The sequence below is a fragment of the Paenibacillus sp. M-152 genome (assembly GCF_003856555.1).
Taxonomy (GTDB): Bacteria; Bacillota; Bacilli; order Paenibacillales; family Paenibacillaceae; genus Paenibacillus; species Paenibacillus polymyxa_C.
Window position 1 is genome coordinate 2035900 of the sequence record NZ_CP034141.1, and the last position, 17998, is coordinate 2053897.

General features: G+C 45.7%; 21 protein-coding genes and 1 tRNA gene. 15 read left to right on the top strand and 7 right to left on the bottom strand.

What is annotated here, in order from left to right; translation table 11 throughout:
- Nucleotides 1-69: 69 nt before the first annotated feature.
- The 3 genes from EGM68_RS09320 to EGM68_RS09330 all read left to right on the top strand — a co-directional run bounded on the left by EGM68_RS09320 (nucleotide 70) and on the right by EGM68_RS09330 (nucleotide 1222).
- Nucleotides 70-414 (top strand): hypothetical protein, encoded by a 345-nt coding sequence (locus EGM68_RS09320; RefSeq protein ID WP_013370520.1) that lies wholly within the window; start codon nucleotides 70-72, stop codon nucleotides 412-414.
- Between the two features lie 140 nt (nucleotides 415-554).
- Nucleotides 555-776, top strand: a complete 222-nt coding sequence (locus tag EGM68_RS09325; RefSeq protein ID WP_014599639.1) for a hypothetical protein — start codon at nucleotides 555-557, stop codon at nucleotides 774-776.
- Between the two features lie 116 nt (nucleotides 777-892).
- Complete coding sequence (locus EGM68_RS09330) at nucleotides 893-1222, top strand: carboxymuconolactone decarboxylase family protein (protein WP_013370522.1); 330 nt, start codon at nucleotides 893-895, stop codon at nucleotides 1220-1222.
- Between the two features lie 141 nt (nucleotides 1223-1363).
- Here the strand turns inward: EGM68_RS09330 and EGM68_RS09335 are convergent, their stop codons facing one another.
- A complete protein-coding gene (locus tag EGM68_RS09335) occupies nucleotides 1364-1900 on the bottom strand; it encodes a YhjD family protein (RefSeq protein WP_040101647.1) in 537 nt (178 codons plus the stop codon).
- A 223-nt stretch (nucleotides 1901-2123) separates the two neighbouring features.
- On the opposite strand from EGM68_RS09335, the gene EGM68_RS09340 reads away from it, so the two are divergent.
- From EGM68_RS09340 to EGM68_RS09350, 3 genes are all read left to right on the top strand, one after another.
- Nucleotides 2124-2208 (top strand) — tRNA-Leu (locus tag EGM68_RS09340).
- Between the two features lie 213 nt (nucleotides 2209-2421).
- On the top strand, nucleotides 2422-2934 hold the full coding sequence (msrA, locus tag EGM68_RS09345; protein ID WP_129549059.1) for a peptide-methionine (S)-S-oxide reductase MsrA: 513 nt from the start codon (nucleotides 2422-2424) through the stop codon (nucleotides 2932-2934).
- A 128-nt stretch (nucleotides 2935-3062) separates the two neighbouring features.
- Entirely contained in the window at nucleotides 3063-3998 is a 936-nt protein-coding gene (locus tag EGM68_RS09350) for a divergent polysaccharide deacetylase family protein (protein WP_129549060.1), read from the top strand.
- Here EGM68_RS09350 and EGM68_RS09355 read toward each other — a convergent pair.
- Entirely contained in the window at nucleotides 3973-4728 is a 756-nt protein-coding gene (locus EGM68_RS09355) for an N-acetylmuramoyl-L-alanine amidase (RefSeq protein ID WP_058829412.1), read from the bottom strand. The two genes, EGM68_RS09350 and EGM68_RS09355, sit on opposite strands and share 26 nt — an antisense overlap.
- Nucleotides 4729-5014: 286 nt before the next feature.
- Between EGM68_RS09355 and EGM68_RS09360 the strand changes: the two genes are divergently transcribed.
- Nucleotides 5015-5206, top strand: a complete 192-nt coding sequence (locus tag EGM68_RS09360; RefSeq protein ID WP_040101644.1) for a YqzE family protein — start codon at nucleotides 5015-5017, stop codon at nucleotides 5204-5206.
- A gap of 104 nt (nucleotides 5207-5310) precedes the next feature.
- On the opposite strand, the gene EGM68_RS09365 is transcribed toward EGM68_RS09360, so the two are convergent.
- The 4 genes from EGM68_RS09365 to EGM68_RS09380 all read right to left on the bottom strand — a co-directional run bounded on the left by EGM68_RS09365 (nucleotide 5311) and on the right by EGM68_RS09380 (nucleotide 10448).
- On the bottom strand, nucleotides 5311-6372 hold the full coding sequence (locus EGM68_RS09365; protein ID WP_129549061.1) for a hypothetical protein: 1062 nt from the start codon (nucleotides 6370-6372) through the stop codon (nucleotides 5311-5313).
- A gap of 258 nt (nucleotides 6373-6630) precedes the next feature.
- A complete protein-coding gene (locus EGM68_RS09370) occupies nucleotides 6631-7581 on the bottom strand; it encodes a YqhG family protein (RefSeq protein WP_025676928.1) in 951 nt (316 codons plus the stop codon).
- Between the two features lie 2 nt (nucleotides 7582-7583).
- Complete coding sequence (locus EGM68_RS09375; RefSeq protein ID WP_129549062.1) at nucleotides 7584-9473, bottom strand: DEAD/DEAH box helicase; 1890 nt, start codon at nucleotides 9471-9473, stop codon at nucleotides 7584-7586.
- 135 nt (nucleotides 9474-9608) lie between these two features.
- Nucleotides 9609-10448, bottom strand: coding sequence for a helix-turn-helix transcriptional regulator (locus EGM68_RS09380; RefSeq protein WP_129549063.1), 840 nt, complete (start codon nucleotides 10446-10448; stop codon nucleotides 9609-9611).
- A gap of 163 nt (nucleotides 10449-10611) precedes the next feature.
- Between EGM68_RS09380 and fabF the strand changes: the two genes are divergently transcribed.
- The 4 genes from fabF (at nucleotide 10612) to EGM68_RS09400 (ending at nucleotide 14316) form a co-directional block, all read left to right on the top strand.
- On the top strand, nucleotides 10612-11850 hold the full coding sequence (gene fabF / locus EGM68_RS09385; RefSeq protein WP_025676922.1) for a beta-ketoacyl-ACP synthase II: 1239 nt from the start codon (nucleotides 10612-10614) through the stop codon (nucleotides 11848-11850).
- Between the two features lie 137 nt (nucleotides 11851-11987).
- Complete coding sequence (locus EGM68_RS09390) at nucleotides 11988-12494, top strand: GNAT family N-acetyltransferase (protein ID WP_013370535.1); 507 nt, start codon at nucleotides 11988-11990, stop codon at nucleotides 12492-12494.
- A gap of 20 nt (nucleotides 12495-12514) precedes the next feature.
- Nucleotides 12515-13459: a helix-turn-helix transcriptional regulator gene (locus EGM68_RS09395; protein ID WP_025676920.1), complete on the top strand. Its 945-nt coding sequence runs from the start codon at nucleotides 12515-12517 to the stop codon at nucleotides 13457-13459.
- 116 nt (nucleotides 13460-13575) lie between these two features.
- Nucleotides 13576-14316: a zinc ribbon domain-containing protein gene (locus EGM68_RS09400; protein ID WP_064963167.1), complete on the top strand. Its 741-nt coding sequence runs from the start codon at nucleotides 13576-13578 to the stop codon at nucleotides 14314-14316.
- Between the two features lie 87 nt (nucleotides 14317-14403).
- Here the strand turns inward: EGM68_RS09400 and EGM68_RS09405 are convergent, their stop codons facing one another.
- Nucleotides 14404-15639: an MFS transporter gene (locus tag EGM68_RS09405; protein WP_058711310.1), complete on the bottom strand. Its 1236-nt coding sequence runs from the start codon at nucleotides 15637-15639 to the stop codon at nucleotides 14404-14406.
- A 195-nt stretch (nucleotides 15640-15834) separates the two neighbouring features.
- Between EGM68_RS09405 and EGM68_RS09410 the strand changes: the two genes are divergently transcribed.
- The 4 genes from EGM68_RS09410 (at nucleotide 15835) to EGM68_RS09425 (ending at nucleotide 17979) form a co-directional block, all read left to right on the top strand.
- Nucleotides 15835-16422 carry a TetR/AcrR family transcriptional regulator gene (locus EGM68_RS09410; protein WP_129549064.1) on the top strand — a complete coding sequence of 196 codons (588 nt, stop codon included), beginning with the start codon at nucleotides 15835-15837 and terminating at the stop codon, nucleotides 16420-16422.
- A gap of 22 nt (nucleotides 16423-16444) precedes the next feature.
- A complete protein-coding gene (locus EGM68_RS09415; protein WP_064963165.1) occupies nucleotides 16445-16837 on the top strand; it encodes a hypothetical protein in 393 nt (130 codons plus the stop codon).
- Between the two features lie 32 nt (nucleotides 16838-16869).
- On the top strand, nucleotides 16870-17421 hold the full coding sequence (locus tag EGM68_RS09420; RefSeq protein WP_129549065.1) for an O-acetyl-ADP-ribose deacetylase: 552 nt from the start codon (nucleotides 16870-16872) through the stop codon (nucleotides 17419-17421).
- Nucleotides 17422-17553: 132 nt separating this feature from the next.
- A complete protein-coding gene (locus EGM68_RS09425; RefSeq protein WP_240664144.1) occupies nucleotides 17554-17979 on the top strand; it encodes an NUDIX hydrolase in 426 nt (141 codons plus the stop codon).
- The last annotated feature ends 19 nt before the right edge of the window (nucleotides 17980-17998 follow it).

Sequence of the window (17998 nt, forward strand, 5' to 3'; positions counted from 1 at the left end):
ATAATAACCTTTGCATGAGCATCAATTTCGCTTATAATATATATAAGGTTTGGGAGAGGAGGCAGCAACATGGGGAATGAACAATTGACCGAACAGTTTTTTCTGGAAAAACTGGCAGCGGCTAAAGTGCATTTTGAACGCGCCTTGGATTGTAAGCATACGGAATTCGACGATTTGTATCCCTATATGATTGAACATCCTCAGTTTTTTTGGTATAAACGCTATGTGGCCTGGTCTGAATTGTTGACATTGGTTAACCTATGCGAAGAATTGTCTTTCTCTTGGAAAGAAGAATTTACTGCTCACCAAGTGGAGTATGTAGAACAGCGAGTGTTGTCTGCACAAGTGCTGGACTTCTGGTACGAGAAGAACGATACAAAAGAACATGATCACAGTGTAAATCAGTCGGGATAATTTGTTGCTCTGTTGGCAATCCATATAAGTAGTAAGCGGAAGAGACCTAAATGATTCGTTTAGGTCTCTTTTTAAACTTTTTTCATGTATATAAAATTATGGCCGTTGTGTTGAAAAAAATGGACAAGGAGGGGACATGGATGATAATGGACGAAGAATTGGATGCTTATCGACTTTCTGGTGAAAAGGTACGCGTCGTACGCGATGGATTGGAGTCCAACGATGTGGTTGGCATTGTACTGGCATGGGATGATGAACAGGTGCTTATTCGCCGCCAGAATCGACGTGTGGTCAAGTTGGATCGCAGCTATACATACCAGCCGTTCAGCGAGCCGCGTCACAATCCGATAGAACTGGATTAAGAAACGAGTTCTAATGGGGATTGGATAAAAAAACTGGGTGCTTCATTAGGCATACAGAAACTCTAAACCGGACACAGTAATGAAGCAAAACTCAACAGAGAGGGCGTGCTGTGTTAATGACGGTTATGGACGAAAAAGTACATGCATACAAGGATCAAATCAGCCATTTGGAAGATAAGTTGCCCGAGGTAGTTCATGCCTATCATCGCTTTACCGGAGAATGCTTTCAAGCCGGCAGTTTAGATGAAAAAACCAAGCAACTGATTGCGCTAGGAATTGGCTTATTTGCCAACAATGAGGTGTGCACGTTTTATCATGTGAATGAGGCGCGTTCCAAAGGAGCCAGTGATCAGGAGATTATGGAAGCCGTTGCTGTAGCTGCTGCAGTTGGTGGAGGACATGCTCTAAGTCAAGGGGTTACACGTGTACAGAAGGCGCTACATTAAAACGAATCATCCATACAGATAACTCATACTCGAAATAGGGGAAATAGATTGATCTGAACAAATGATAGTGATGTTTATGGAAAGAAGCTTCCGAGCACAGTTAGTGCCTGCGGAAGCTTCTTTTTGCATGTAGTGCGGGGATTATGCTCTTTTGCTTGCAGCAAAAGCAGCAGGGCGAGGGGATTTATGCTTATAGGCAGAAGAGGATGCAATCCAACTTCGCCCAACAACGCGTAGGGGTTTGGGGGTTGAATTATTGGGTAATTCGGGGCGATATTTCTCTGGTAAAGGTAGAGACGCCGTATGAGGCATAGAGGTAGGGAGCCCCAAATAAGCTCGCATTCGTTCATACATTTCTTTGCGGAATGCGGACATAGGCATACTGAACTGCTCTTTAACGCCTTTATATATATAGGTGGCGTGAACGCCGGAGTGGTTTTGTTGTATGTCTAGAACACGAACGTGATACTTCTTAAATTCATGTTTAATTTCAGATAGCAGGATTCCGGTACGATCTATTCCTGCGTTAACCATTTCAACATAAAGATCAGGGGTTTTCAGAACGCCGCTTTCTTCAAGAATTAGGCTGTCACGCTCAAATACTTTTTGAATAAAGGTAAGGAGCAGATAACTTTTCACAAGAGAGCATGAATGCTGAGTAGTATCTGAAGAGATCATTACCATTCACCGCCTTAGGGAAATGTGATGATAATTCATAGTCATGGAAGTAAAGGAACTTTTGTTCCTAAGAACTTATGTTCTTATATTATCGTATTATTCCTTTTTTATCAAGAAGAAATAAAGAAAAACAAAAGATTTGACAACTTTATTTGAGCATGGTATGATCTATCTTGTCGCTAAGAAAGATTGATTCTTTCGAGATAGACGATCAAATATATATGCGGTCGTGGCGGAATTGGCAGACGCGCACGGTTCAGGTCCGTGTGGGCTAACCCCCCGTGGAGGTTCGAGTCCTCTCGACCGCATCCATTTAGAAAAGGTTTATAGAATTGCTCTTGTAGCAATTTTATAAACCTTTTCTTATGTTTCGGAATTATTGCAGACTTCCAGCAATGATTCCAATACGAGGGCTTGAACTTTATTCAAGTTCATAAGCAATTCTTTTATAAGTTTAATTTTTAAGATATGATAGAAGATAACGCATTTGTTGATGAAGCTAATGAAAGGTTGGATGAAAGATGGAGAAAGCAACTTTTGCAGGCGGATGCTTCTGGTGTATGGTGACTCCGTTCGAGGAGCAGCCGGGCATTCATAGTATTGTCTCAGGCTATACTGGAGGGACGATTTCCGATCCGACCTACGAACAGGTTAAAACAGGAACAACCGGGCACTATGAGGTGGTGCAGATTACGTTTGATCCTGAGCTGTTTCCTTATGAAAAGCTACTTGAATTGTATTGGCCGCAAACAGATCCTACCGACGGAGAAGGTCAGTTTCAGGACCGAGGCACACAATATAAGCCTGCAATTTTTTATCATACGAAGCAGCAACGAGAGCTTGCACAACAATCCAAGGAACAGTTGGTACAAAGCGGACGCTTTGATAAGCCAATTGTAACGGAGATTCTTCCGGCTGCAATTTTTTATCCGGCAGAGGATTATCATCAGGATTATCACAAGAAGAATGTGAAGCATTATAAGGAAGATCGAGCCCAATCCGGTCGTGATGAATTTATCGATAAAAACTGGTAAGCAGCTTTAATATACGTTATTACGCGCACATCAAGGCAGATCAGAGATTATATCTCAGATCTGCCTTATACATATTTAAACGGTTTTACTCACACAATGAAGGGACAGAGAAGGAGGCTGACCCGCAAATGAGTACACGACGGAAGCTGCACATGAGAAATATAATAAAAAAAGCTTTAAAGGCATCACGCAACCGGAAGAATTCGTCTTATGCGCTTGTACACCATGCAAGATCTAGAATGCAAATCATCGTAGTGCTTTGTATTTCAGTCTGTATGTTATTTATGGTCTGTAAAACTGCTGTTGCCGAAGCAATAGACCAACAGAACCAGCAGCAAAAGAGGGTTGCTGTCATTATTGATGATCTAGGAAACAATATGAAAGGTACCAAGGAAATTTTAAATTTACCTGTCAAAATCACCGTTGCTGTAATGCCCTTCCTTCCAACAACCAAACAGGACGCTATGGAAGCGCATAAGCGTGGTCATGATGTTATCGTCCATCTTCCAATGGAGCCCAAGCAGGGCAAGCCTGAATGGCTTGGACCTGGAGCAATCAAGGGTAATATGACGGATGAAGAAGTACGCGCCAAGGTGACCGCAGCTATCAAGGATGTTCCTTATGCCATAGGAATGAACAACCATATGGGCTCCAAGGTTACCTCAGACAAGCGCATTATGTCCATCGTTCTGGATGTTTGTAAGGAACATGGACTATTTTTTGTTGATAGCCGAACTAATTATTGGTCAGTGGTGCCTGAACTTGCCGCTAAAAAGGGAATGCCACCGGTGCGAAATGATGTTTTTTTGGATGATGTTCATACACTCGCTCATGTGAATCGGCAACTTAGCAAAGTGGTTGAATGGTTGGCAGAGCACAACACCTGTGTAACGATTGGACATGTTGGCGTGTCCGGCATGTATACCTCCTCAGGGCTTCATTCATCGGTTCCTAAATTAAAGGAACATGCTCAGTTTGTAGGCATTAGCGATCTAGTGCGTGATGTATGGGGGTGGACAGGAGATCCAGCCACGAATACTACCACGCCGTCAGATGGGCAATAATGCCTTCGGCAATAGCTTCAGCAATCCTTTTTTGGCCGCGATCCCCAGAAAGTAGGGCTCTGTCCTGCTCGTTGCTGATAAACCCCGTTTCGACTATTACAGCGGGATGTTGAATTTTATTCAGAAGATAAAAGGGTTTTCCGTACATGGTTTGTCTATTCATGCAAAATAAGCGGTTTAATGAATGCTGGATCTGCTCAGCTAACATATAGCTGCTGCCTTCATCTTGATACAGTACAATGGGTCCACGTTTTTCGGCACGTTTGGCCCAATTGACATGCAGGCTTACAACCACAGCAGTGGGCAGTTGTTCTGTCAAGCTTTTACGTTGGGCGAGGTCTTTAAGATGCCGGGATTTGGACTGCAACCAACGGTTATCATCACTCAGTGCGTAGTCCTTGTCCCTATTCAAGACAGCAGGGTAACTCTGGGAACGTAAGATCAAGTACAGTTTTTGAGCAATGGCGAGATTGATATCTTTTTCCAGAAGTCCTTTGTGACTTGTTCCACCATCCACACCGCCATGACCTACATCAATCAGGACCACGGGCTTGGCAAAAGCGTGATAGGAGCGGTTAAACGAGGTTTCTGTATGCTTGTTTGTGTCGGTGCTTTTCTCGCCAGGCTGAGTAGTTGCATAAGCAAATGGGGCAAATACAGCGCTACAAAGGATGCAAAAATTTAACCCCAGCCCGATCAGCCATATCTTGTTTAACTTTTTATTCAACACGTTCTATTCCTCCAATGGACGAATTGATTGTTTACTGGAAACTATGCATAACAGACATCAAACCTAAAGCAGCGTAGCTGCCTTCAAATATAACAATAAACCTTGGGGGAACTGTTATATTGAAGATAGTATGTTCCATTTAAGGGAACCCATGCATAGTTATTCCGCAGGGATTAGAGTAGCTGGAAACTGTGCAAGCTAGTGGTATCTGAACCTAACGTGTGATTTGATATTTCCAAGGCACGGTGATTGGAAATGATAGGTCAGATGAAGGAGGTCATGGAGGATGGCGAAGAGTGACGAACTGGTGACGTATATTACGCAGCGGATTGTGCGTTATATGGAAACGCCACGTGAGGTTCGACGTAGCCAAAAACAAGCCAAGGAGCCATGGGTGAGCAAATGGTTTGGCATGTTGCCTCTCGCTCTGAAAATGTGGATAAAATCCACACGCAGAGGGCGAAAAGAGCAACGTTAAACACGCCAAAGAGACCACAAGAGGCATGGGGTATGCCATTTGAGGTCTCTTTTTATGTTGTTATAGGGGATAATTTCGAATGATTTTAGTTGTTCCTGAAATTACTAGGATTCCAAACGGTAAAATTGACCATGAGGCAACAGCTGTTTTAGTGGCACAAATCGGGAAAGTCCATCGTGGTAGGTTAATGCATATAAAATGGGTTCGGATGGATGATCTGGAGATATCCAAGCTTGAAACCCGTTAATGGATAAAGGTCCCCCAAAGGCAAAATTGATATTTGTGGCAGAAAAAATCATACGTGGTGAATTACTTAGCGCGTCCATAAATTGGCCTGTGTCATGAATGGAAAGTTTTTGCTTAGCTTGAAGCCAACCCAGATCATCATAGGGATTGAAAGGATCGGACGAGACAGTAACTGCCTGTGCCTGCGTTTTCAAAAAGGGTGTAGGTGAAGAAATCGCGTTGTTCTGAAGCTTATGTTTCCAACTCCCATCTGCTACTTCTACAGGTAGCGGATCGCCAGTAACAGCATCAATACATATTTGGCTACCCGTAGAGGAACGCACCAGCCAATAGGCTAAAAGTGGTTCCTCATACATAGGTGTAATTTGCAGCTTGTCGATAGAAGAAAATTCGGTTTCTGTGAGCGACTTGAGGGATTGGCGAAGTATATCCATACTATATGGTCCGCCTGGACCATTCCCGTATTCATTGAGTTGATAAGCGCCGTCTGGGTCAGATCCGATAATCAGGTAGCCAATGTATTCTCCTGCATGGTTCACTTGAACAAGCCAGCTATGGGTTCCAGGTCCAAGCGGATGGTAGCTGAGCTCGGCGTCTTTCCACGAAGCAAAAGGGGGCTGCGACGATAGGGATTGTACGGTGTCGGCTGCTGTCCGTTTCACGTCCTCAGGCACCCCTTGTTGCTGAGCAGGAAGCTTTGATGAAACGTCACCCGGGGAGGCAGAAGGAGTAGCAGGACTCATGGATTCCATTGGAGGAACCCACGAGCTTTCGTTGTAGTTGGGTGCTGAGCTTAAATTGCTTTCTTGAACGGCTGAGGGAGCCGCATGAATGGAAGCGAACGGACAGACTGCGGACAGGCCGATCAGTACAGCTGCGATCATACCTACGCTATAATGCCCGGAATGATTTTTCTTCAATGGAATCCACCTTTCTGTCGGATGACTTGCCGACGGAGGCATTCTTTTTTAACTAGCATACAGCCTGTCCGATGAAAAGACTGCTGCACCCTGTCGGCGCAAATGTCGTATCCAGGTTCGCTTTTTGCTGTCGATACATAGGAGACAGGTTAGACTACGCTTGTGTTTGCAGCAGCAGAAACTGATGTAGGCTGAAGCAAGATGTTACAACTTGACGACATGTCTGCAACCAACCTGCGAAGGAGCGTGAGATATCAGTTACCGCAGATGAAATATGCCGCAGTTAATGGCGGATACGAGTACCTTTGGCTCATATTGCCATACCATTTCTTTACGACGGGCTTGATGCTGCTCTAATACGGATTCTTTTTTATCCTCTTCCTCTTTCTGTTCCTTGATTAGGTCATCGTAGTAGTGGTCTATGACCTCTAGTTCCTCGCGTAATCGTTCCTTCGCCTGCTCAGCCCAATCATAATCTTGCTGTCGGAGCTGTTCGGTGAGATAGTTTTCAAGCGAGGTGGAAGCCTCAGGGACAGATAGCAGTGCTGGCTGTACATGCATATTGCCTGCCAGTAGTGGGCTGAGCTGCCGAGTTTCGAGCATAGCGCCAAAATTGGTTACAATAGTGCCGCTTTTGAGTGAAATCCCTAGCCACTGAAGTTCCTCACGCTTCAGATCGCAGGCAAACTCAATCTTGTAGCAGACGCTGAGCCAAGCTTCATAGACTACAGGAGAACGGGCAGACAATTGACGGGCATCAGGCTGCTCGAACAAATAAACATATTTTCCTCCATCCCGAGCGGCTTCAAAAATTTGATGCAGCCGACGGCTTCCGTATCGAAGCTCCTCCTGCATAATGCGACCAGGCCCTAATTGCGGTAACGTCGGTACATGACCGAAGTAACGCCCCATGACCTGATCTTGTGCTGCGTTGCCAGCTACAGGAGCTGGTGGCGTCTGATCCGCTAAACGTTCCTGTTCTGTCCGATAGGCTTCCCCATCAAAGATGAATGTGAAGGACATCGTCTGCGCTGGAACGCCAGTACGCTCTACGTATCCCCAATAGTAGGGACGATTTGTCAAGGCTTTATCTGCCTCTGGAGAAAGCTTGACAGTTACATGGTGGGGAGACCTCTCAATGATGCTGCACCCGGTAGCTTCCAGATAGGTGTGGACAAAACGCTGGACTTGCTGTGCATTCATAGTCAAGGCTAGCGACCTCCTTTCACACGGCGACTTTTGGTTGGAGAAGCTGCATCACCTGCTAAGCCTAACAAATCCTCGGTGACACTTGAGCTTACTCCTGTTAGCCGTCCCTTAGGCTGCTTTGTTCCAGTTGACTTATCGGTTGCTACATTTGGAGTGACTGACGGGTCTGTGCGGATTTGTTCTATTTCTTGTTTGATGGAATCCAGCGAGTGGCCTAACTTTTGCATTTTTCTGCGAATTTCATCATCACTGCTGGACTCAAGCATGATTTTATATAAACTTTTTTCAATGGATTCTTTTTTCTCAAACTTTTCTAGAATAACATCCAATCCGCCGATGACCATTTCAAACATATTAATCTTTTCATGCAGCAGGTGCAGGATATGCTCCTCAATCGTTCCGGTAGTGGACAGGTTGAAGATATTCACATCATGCTTCTGTCCAAGTCGATGCACCCGTCCAATCCGCTGTTCCACGCGCATGGGGTTCCACGGTAAATCGAAGTTAATCATGTGGTGACAAAATTGCAGGTTAATACCTTCACCACCTGCTTCAGTGGCAATCATAACCTGAATGCGACCACGGAACAGATCCATCATCCAATCCTTGCGGCCTCGGTTCATACCCCCTCGGTAAGGAACAGCAGACAGTCCGCGATCACGGAAATAGTTTAGCAAATACTCCTGTGTGGCCCGATATTCTGTAAAAATAATCACTTTTTCGTTCATCTTCCGGATAAGCTCAAGCGCTTTTTCAGCTTTGGAATTGGCCTTGATCGCTTTAATGTGTGCGACCAAGTCCCAGACACGATCACGTAGAGGAGAGTCTGGAGCCATCTTTTTGGACAAATTGACCAGCGTGACGAACACAGCGTCCCGGCTACTGCACACTTCCCGTTGAAGGGTAACGAGAGACAGCATGCTGCTTAAATTTCCGCCATTCGCTTGATATTGCTCTTTGACAAAAGAGGTCACCCCATCGTACAGCGCTTGCTCTTCTGGCGAGAGCTCCAAGTGAATGTTGGAAACATTTCGTTTAGTGAATTGAACTGGCCCTTCTCCACGACGATTGCGGATCATGACTTTAGACAGCTCATCCTTGAGCTGATCTTCATTTTTGGGCAGACGTTTATCTACAACAAAGTTTGCTGAAAAATCGCCTTGTCTTCCTAATTGACCGGGCTTGAGTAACGTGATCAGATTAAACAGCTCAGATAGATCGTTCTGTACAGGTGTAGCTGTCAGGAGCAAACAATATTTTTTACGCAACTTCATAATGAACTGGTAGTTGGATGTTTTTTTATTCTTCAGCTTATGAGCCTCGTCAATAATGAGCAGGTCATAATCGGTATCTAGCAGGATGTTACTATGTGGCTCTCTTTTGGCCGTATCCATAGAGGCTACGACGACCTCGGAAGACCAAGAATACGCTTTTTTCTGGGCGACTGCGGGAATGCCGAATTTGCTATTCAGCTCACGCACCCATTGCAGGACCAAAGAAGCGGGTACAAGAATAAGCACTTTGGAAGCCAACCCGCGAACCAGATATTCCTTAAGGATCATTCCAGCTTCAATTGTTTTGCCAAGGCCGACTTCATCGGCAAGAATGGCACGTCCAGACATCTCAAACAGTACCTTCCGAGCGGTATCGAGTTGATGGGGCAGAGGAGTGAGGTCTTGCAAATGCTGAAGACATTGAAGCTCATCAAAGCTCGGCACCAGCTTGGCCTTTTCCGCCTCGATGGCCAGCTGATACAGATCCCAATCTCCCCAGGGGCCTCCCTTGTGCAGGCGTTGGTCCAGCTCGTCCTGCCAGCTGCGGTCAAATTGTACCGGAACAGGCAATGGTGCTTGGTTTTGTGTGTGCTGGGAACTTGTCGGTTTGGCTTTCATGATGATTCCCTCCCTCCTGGTAGTAGCACAGTTGAAGCTATCGGCTCTGTCACATATATGGCATCTATTTTGCACAGATCGTAGATGTAGTATGGACGGAAAAAGATATCTTCATAACAGGAGGGATGAAATCCTTTAGTTGCCTTCCATTAACTTTTGGAGTTTACTTTCCGTAGAAGTTTGCCCATTAGGGGTGTAAATGCTGCAACGGAGATCGACACTGCCTTGTACCTGAAGGGAAGTCAGGTCAAATAACATTTTGCCAGCCTTGGCATGACGAAATTCAATGAGCACTTCGGGAGCGGAGCTTACCTCACTCTGATTCCAAAGCTCGTTAAACTCTGGGTAGGCCTCGCTCATATTTTGTATAAATTGAGCATACCAGGGGTCTGTCACGTATTGCCCGTAATAAGCGCGGAATATAGCAAGAAACCCCTTTACAAAGTGCTCCCAATTCACGGCCAGACTTTTAAACTCCTTTTTGGTAAATAGCAGTTCGATCATATTGCGTTGCTCATGTGGTAGCTCGGCAAAATCCATAAAAACATGAGCAGCAGCTTCGTTCCAGCCGACAATATGGCAGCGCCGATCTGAAATAATAGCAGGACAGTAGTGCAACTCTTGTACGATCTTTTGCAGAGATGGAGATATGATCGCCTGCTCTGCAGAAGCAGGAAGGTTATGAGACCCGGCTTCCAGCGCTAAATCGTACAAATATTTACGCTCATCCGTGTTCAACTGCAGGGCAGCGGCAATAGCATCCAACACGGAGGCGGATACTTTAATATCCCGACCCTGCTCCAGCCAGGTATACCAGGTTGTACTGACACCTGCTAGCTGAGCGACTTCTTCTCTACGTAAACCTGGTGTTCTGCGACGTGACCCTGGGGGAAGACCAACCATATGCGGGTGTAGGCGGGCCCTTTTTGTTTTCAGAAAAACAGATAGTGCTTCCAGACGTGCTTCCGTTTTCATAGGTATTTTCTCTCCATTCAATGAGTGTATCTGAAGTAATTAAATCAGGCGCTTACTATAGTAGTGTTCATTATACCAGGATAAACAAACACTTGTAATAGGATAAGACGGGGGTAAAATGAGGATTATAAGTAAGCCATCGAGCAGGAGGAATGAATAGCTTATGCAAAGAGTAGTGATAACAGGTATGGGTGTCGTTTCGCCATTGGGTAATGAAGTAGACACGCTATGGAACAATTTGCTGGAGGGCCATTCAGGTATACGTAAAATTAATTCATTTGATGTGTCCGATTTAAAAGCACAAATTGCTGGACTGGTACAGGATTTTGATGCAGAAAAACAGTGGGGGCGTAAGGATGCCAGACGAATGGATCGATTTACTCAGTTTGCATTATATGCGGCAGAGCAAGCGCTCAAGGATTCTGGCCTGGAACTAGATCGCACTGATCTGGAGCGTGTAGGTGTATATGTGGGATCAGGAGTTGGCGGTTTGGATACGTTGGTAGACAATGTGGACGTGCTGCTACATCGTGGTCCGGGCAGAGTTAGCCCGACGCTGGTACCTATGATGATCTCGAATATGGCTGCTGCCCAAATTAGTATCGCGTTTGGAGCAATGGGTCCTACGCTTTCACCTGTAACGGCTTGTTCAATTGGGAACACTGCAATTGGAGAGGCATTTCGAACCATTCGTACAGGAGATGCGGATGTCATTTTTGCCGGTGGAGCTGAAGCGGCGGTGTCTCGATTGGCTTTGGCAAGTTTCGCTAATGCAACTGCCTTGTCGACACGTAACGAGGAGCCTTCCACAGCAAGTCGGCCGTTTGACAAGAATCGGGACGGTTTTGTCATGAGCGAAGGAGCAGGCATCTTGGTGCTGGAGTCGCTGGAGCACGCTACCCGGCGTGGTGCAGAAATCTATGGTGAGGTCATCGGTTATGGAGCGAGTTCGGATGCCTATCATATGGTTGCACCGCATCCTGAAGGAACCGGAGCTTATCTAGCAATGAAAGCGGCCCTTCATTCGGCTCGAATCTCCCCTGAAGAAGTGGACGTGATCAGTGCTCACGCAACGAGTACGGCTGTAGGGGATATCGCTGAAACCTTGGCGATTCACAAGCTGTTTGGTGACTATGCCTATCAGATTCCGGTAACCGCGAATAAGTCCATGCTAGGTCATATGCTAGGAGCCGCAGGCGGTGTCGAAGCGATTGCGCTTGTTCAAAGCCTTCGAGAAGGTATCATTCCGCCAACGATGCATCTGGATAATCCAGACCCTGTTTGTGATCTGGATTATGTGCCTCACGAAGCGCGCAAGGCTTCGCTAGATATTGGGTTATCTAATTCTTTCGGCTTCGGTGGTCATAATGCGGTCATTGTGCTGAAACGCTATGAGTCATAATATGTAATGAGTATTGAAGCCTCAGATGCTATATCCGGCTGGATCTAGCATCTGAGGCTATTTTAATTTAGGCATCTAGATTTAATTTAAATAATAGATAGAGTAAGATGGAGGAAAACATTTGGAGGGATGAAGCCATGATTATCATCAGGAACATAGAGCCAGCAGACGCTGAAGCGTATTGGAATTTAAGACTGGAAGCCCTAAAAATGAATCCCGAAGCTTTTGGAACCTCTTATGAGGAAGCTGTACAAGTTTCGTTATTTGATATAGTGAAGCAAATACAAAATAAGAGAGATCATTACATACTTGGTGCATTTACAAAGGATCATCAGCTGGCTGGCATGACCGGGTTTAGAAGAGAACACAAAATTAAGACACGACATAAAGGAACGATTTGGGGAGTGTATGTACCACCGATTTACCGAGGCCAGGGGATCGCTAAGAAACTTTTATTGGAAGTTATCAGTCGAGGTAGAAAAGTGGAAGGATTAAAACAAATCAATTTGAGTGTGGTGGCTGCCAATCAAGCAGCTGTTGAGCTTTATAGAAAATTGGGATTCAAAACTTATGGTATTGAAAAGAACGCTTTGGAATATCACGGTCAGGGATATGATGAGGAACTCCTGGCTTATTTTTATTAAGGGTGAAAGGTTTTGAAAAAATGAAAATCGATCGATTGCTTTCTATCGTCATTTTGCTGCTGAAAAGAAATAGAATACAAGCAAAGGAACTCGCTGATTTGTATGAGGTTTCAATTCGGACGATTTATAGAGATATTGAAGCGATTAGTCTGGCTGGTATCCCAGTAGTAACTTTTCAGGGAGCAGGTGGGGGGATTGGGCTGATGGAAGGATATCGTCTGGATCGCAGTATGCTGACGGATCATGATATCAAGGACATTGTGATGGGCCTACAGAGTTTGTCCTCGTCGTTGGGCGGTCCCAACGTATCCCGGTTACTTCATAAATTTGAAAGCATTATACCAGAGTCTGAAAAAGAGCAATTTAGTGTCCGTACCACACAGTTTATCGTCGATCATTCGGGATGGGGAAATCAGTCTGTCCAGGAAGCTAAATTAATAAAGGTAAAAGAGGCAATGAGTCAAGCGCGTACGGTTGCTTTTATCTATCGAAATGCGGAAGGAACCCGAACGAAGCGGAATGTGGAACCACATACGCTTGTGCTGAAAGGGCAACAATGGTTTGTGTATGCGTATTGTCCTGACAGGGGGCAGTTTCGGTTGTTCAAGCTTTCTCGTATGAGTGAGCCTGTAGTTACAGAGACGGCTTTCACCCGCAGGGATCTTTCTGATGAAGTGCTGCCGTGGAATGAGGGACGGATGACGGCATCCAGGGATGTACAACCGTTTACGCTACAATTTAACCGCAACTCAAGACATCTGGGGGAGGACTGGTTTGGTGTGGAAGCATTGAACGAGCAGGAGGAAGGAATTTACACAGTTTCGGTCCCGTTTCCCGAGGATGCGTGGGTGTACGGGTTCATTTTAAGCCTCGGGCCGGATGTGGTTGTCAAAGAACCGGCTCATTTGCGAGACAAGATTCATAAGATGGCGTTGCGTATTGCGTCTAATTATGAAGAAGGCTAGGAATTATAGAGTAAATCTTAGATTAAAGTAAAACGAACCTGACCCATAGTTGTCAGGTTTGTTTCGTTATACTGGTGGCATACCAGATATGAGTTAGCGAAAGGGGATTTACGAGAATGGATAAAGCTTGTCAAAGTTGCGGGATGCCGCTGGAGAATGAGGATCAATATGGAACGGATGCACAACATCATAAAACAGATGAGTATTGCAAGTATTGTTACAAGGAAGGTGCATTTGTACAGCCTGACTTGACGATGGAGGGAATGATCCAGCAGTGTGTGCCGATCCTGGTAGAAGAGGGTATGCAGGCAGAAGAAGCGACTTCGATGCTGCGTAATTACCTACCGCATTTGAAGAGGTGGCGGTCTTTAGAGAATACAGAGCTTCCATTTGATGGACCCATTCGGGAGGAGTACCGAGGTGAAATCCATTTAATTGGTCTAAAAGCACGCACAAACAATCAGAAGGAACAAACACCTCACGGGATCATTCCAGGCATGTGGGAGCGTTTTGTAGGTGAGAATGTGGCAGGTCGGATCAGGGGTCATGAAGGACTTGCTTCCATCTATGGTTGCTATACTGACTATGAAAATGGAGCTCTGGGCGAGTATACATTTTTTATTGGAAAGGAAGCGGCTGAGGACTTCCAAACTCCTGACGAGCTTGAAGAACTTGTAATTCCGGCTGCACGCTATGCTATTTTTCAGGCAACCCATGAACCTTCTTCTGTCTTCCGTGTATGGCAGACAATTTGGGCATGGGCTGCCACGGGACAAGGGGAGCGGACCTACACAGGTGATTTTGAAGTGTATGGCAATCCAGATGAACCCGTTTTGATTTATATTGCAATTAAGTGATGATCTACAGTGATAGAAGAGAACCGCCCTAGGCCGTTATTGAGGCCCAGGCGGTTTTTCGTTGATCCAAACCATATGGGTTTACCATCAAGTTGAACGTCGAGTCACCGCCCAAAAAATGAGAGCTAGAGCACTGACACCAGCCCCCAATAGACAAACTCCATTCCACCCAGCATAGGTATACATGTGAGTGGAGGTAATGGCTCCAGTGGCGCTACCGATGGAATAAAATATCATGTAGCCTGCGGTAAGTCGGCTCCGTGCTTCAGGGCGAACGTTAAAAATCAAGCTCTGGTTTGTGACATGTACAGCCTGTACGGCCAAGTCCAAAAGAATGACACCAAGAGTTAAAGCGAATAGAGAATGCTCGGTGTAGCCTATAGGTAGCCAGGACAGCAGCAATACAACTAGTGCGATACCTGTCGTTCGTTGTCCCAAGCCTTGATCGGCAAGCCGCCCTGCTTGTGCTGCTGCTAGTGCTCCGGCGACTCCAGCCAAGCCGAAGGCCCCAATTGCAGTGTGTGAAAGAGAAAATGGGGGGGCACTGAGAGGTAATACAAGCGAAGTCCACAGTATGCTGAACGCTGTGAAAATGAGCAGCGCAAGGACAGCACGAATACGCAGAATTCGTTCTTGGACGAACAGTGTGATAACCGAGCGAAGTAGCTGCGCATAGGAAAGTGTGGCGCTTGTGGGTTCGTTCTTTGGGAGCACTCGCAATAGAGCCACAGCCATAAACAGCGTAAGTACAGCAGAAATAAGGTAAACTGAACGCCAGCCTGCCAGATCAGTTAATACACCAGCAACGGTTCGTGCGAGTAAAATGCCGATAACGACTCCGCTGGTTACCAGCCCTACGACCTGCCCGCGTTCAGTCGGATTAGCCAAGGTCGAGGCGAATGCCACGAGTGTTTGAGTCACGACAGCCAGCAGTCCAACCATTGCCATTCCCATAAGCAGTATTGTACGGGTAGGGGCAAAGCTAACCAGGATTAATGCCAGCACAGATAGCAGCATTTGTCCTGTAATCAATCGCCGTCTGTTCAAGAGATCGCCAAGCGGGACGAGCAGCAGCAGTCCTAACGCATAACAAATTTGCGTGACGGTAATAACGATACCGACTGATGAGTGTGTAATGCCAAACTCGTGTGCCAGCGCATCCAGTAATGGCTGTGCATAGTAAATGTTAGCGACAGCCAGCCCGCAGGCTATAGCAAACAAAAGTGCCACAGACCGGGACAGGACCGGAACGGGGGCTATTTCGGCAGTGTTTGCTATCGTTTGATGGGAGAGGGGGAGAGCGTTTTCTTCTGACGTCTTCATTTTCACATACCACGTCGCTTTCTGTGATTTACATACTGATCAGTATAATATACCGATTGGTATGTAATGATTTTAGGTCAATGTAACTCTCATCCATAAGATTTGTCAAGAGTTTAACCCGTATATATTTGACAGCCGCTTCTGGAAATCATACAATCTTAATATACTGAACGATACGAAAATAAGGGGATAAGTATGGTTCGACCACGAGAATTTGATGAAGATCAAGCGTTGGATGCAGCGATGCAAGTTTTTTGGGAAAAGGGTTTCGAGGCCACGTCTTTAAGCGATTTAACCTCGCGTATGGGAATACAACGCCCCAGCATATATGCTGCCTATGGGGATAAAAAGCAATTGTTCGAAGCTGCGCTACGTAAATATACGCAATCTCATGCAGCTTGTGTAAGGGCTAAACTGCAAAATAGTTCATCTGTAAAAGAAGCATTTTACAATTTTTTTGGAGGAGTGGTGGCAGAAGAGTACGAGGAGGGGTCCAATAAGGGATGCTTTTGCATCAATACAATGGTAGAACTAGCCCCTCATGATGAGAGGTTTGAAATTTTAACCAGAGAACATCAGATGTATCTCTCTGCTGTCTTTCAGGAGACCCTCGAACGTGGTATTCAATCTGGGGAGCTTGAGGTGACTATAGATGAACGAGCTTTGGCACACACGTTGGTCTCTTTGTTAATCGGGATAACCGTGATGATGAAGTCACGCCCAGAGCGTTCTTTTGTGGATCATGCGGTTGCGACCGCACTTATGTTGCTGGATGGAAAATAACTTAGGACTGGAGAACACCTGGATGCCACACATAAAAGCTATTCAAACGCCGCTTGGCGAATTGCATGGGCGGGATGCGGTCTATTTGGATCAGGTTCATATGAATTATGCGAAGAAAGAGCTGGTTTTGAAGGGAGAGATTAATGGGGGGTTGGCGTCAGAAGCAGTAGACGATTTTGTACCCTATGAGCTTATATTTACAGGAGTCTACTACTTTAATATGATTGAACTGGATGTGGCTTTAGACATGCCTGAGCAGAAGTATACGCAAGGTAGTAGTTTTGATGAGCTTACAGATACGCCATTATTAGCTACAATAGCTAGTGCACGGGGGAAAAATCTAAAACACTTTCTGTTGAAAACCTATGACGATATTTTAGAAATCGCTTGTAGAGACTATAAGATGACTATATAACAAAGCTGGTTTTTAGAAGAGAAGGAGGATCAATGGATACCCAAATTGAACGATTTAACGTGATCATACGTGTGGTGCAAGGGGATATTACCCGTTGTAAGGCGGATATTATTGTCAACGCTGCAAATACAAGCTTGCTGGGTGGCGGTGGTGTAGATGGTGCAATTCATAGAGCTGGCGGTCCGGCTATATTGGAAGATTGTGCCCGAATCAGAAACAAGCAAGGGGGATGTCCGGTAGGAGGCGCAGTTTATACGACGGCTGGCAAGCTGGAAGCCCAATATGTTGTTCATACTGTCGGCCCTGTGTGGAATGGTGGAGACCATCAGGAAGAAGAGTTATTGGCGACATGCTACCGTCATACACTGCAATTAGCTTTAGAATTGAATGCACGCAGCATTGCTTTTCCCAATATCAGCACAGGCATCTACCGATTCCCGAAAGAAAAGGCGGCCGAGATTGCTATACAGGAAGTGACACGTTTTGTACAGGAACATGTTGGGTTGAATGAGATTATTTTTGTTTGTTTTGATGCGGAAAATGCTCAGTTATATAGCCGTAAGCTACAGTCACCTATAGGTTAAATTTTTAGTATACATACTTAAGCTCCTCATTTAACTTAATCCAACGAATGAATTGATGTAAGAATGCTCAACTGGAGGTGTGTTATGCTGGTTAAGCTGATAAATAAGATTCCGCGGGATTAGCTTGTATTCATGTATAAGCATACGCCGTTCACTCGATTGAAAAATGCATTGGTGTACCGGGCACAACATAAATTTTTAATTGCTGTGCTGGGCATTTTCACGAACGATGCCGGGGAAGTGCTGCTATTAAAGCACGTATACCGGAAGCAACCGTGGGGAATTCCCGGCGGCTGGATGGAGCTAGAGCAGCCGGAAACCGCTTTACGGCGCGAAGTCCGGGAAGAAACTGGGCTGGAGGTAGAGATCACCTCATTGGCGCAAGCCCAGTTTGGCCAGTTGCCGAACCGCGTGGATCTTATTTTTACAGGCCGGGTTATCCCGGGTACCTTTCGACCAAGCGCTGAAATCTCCGACATTTGTTACTGCCGCGTAGGGGAATGGCCGGAAGGCTTGCCACCACACCAGAAAAAGCTTATTCAGAAGCTGCTGAAGTAAATGTTCACCTCATGCTCAT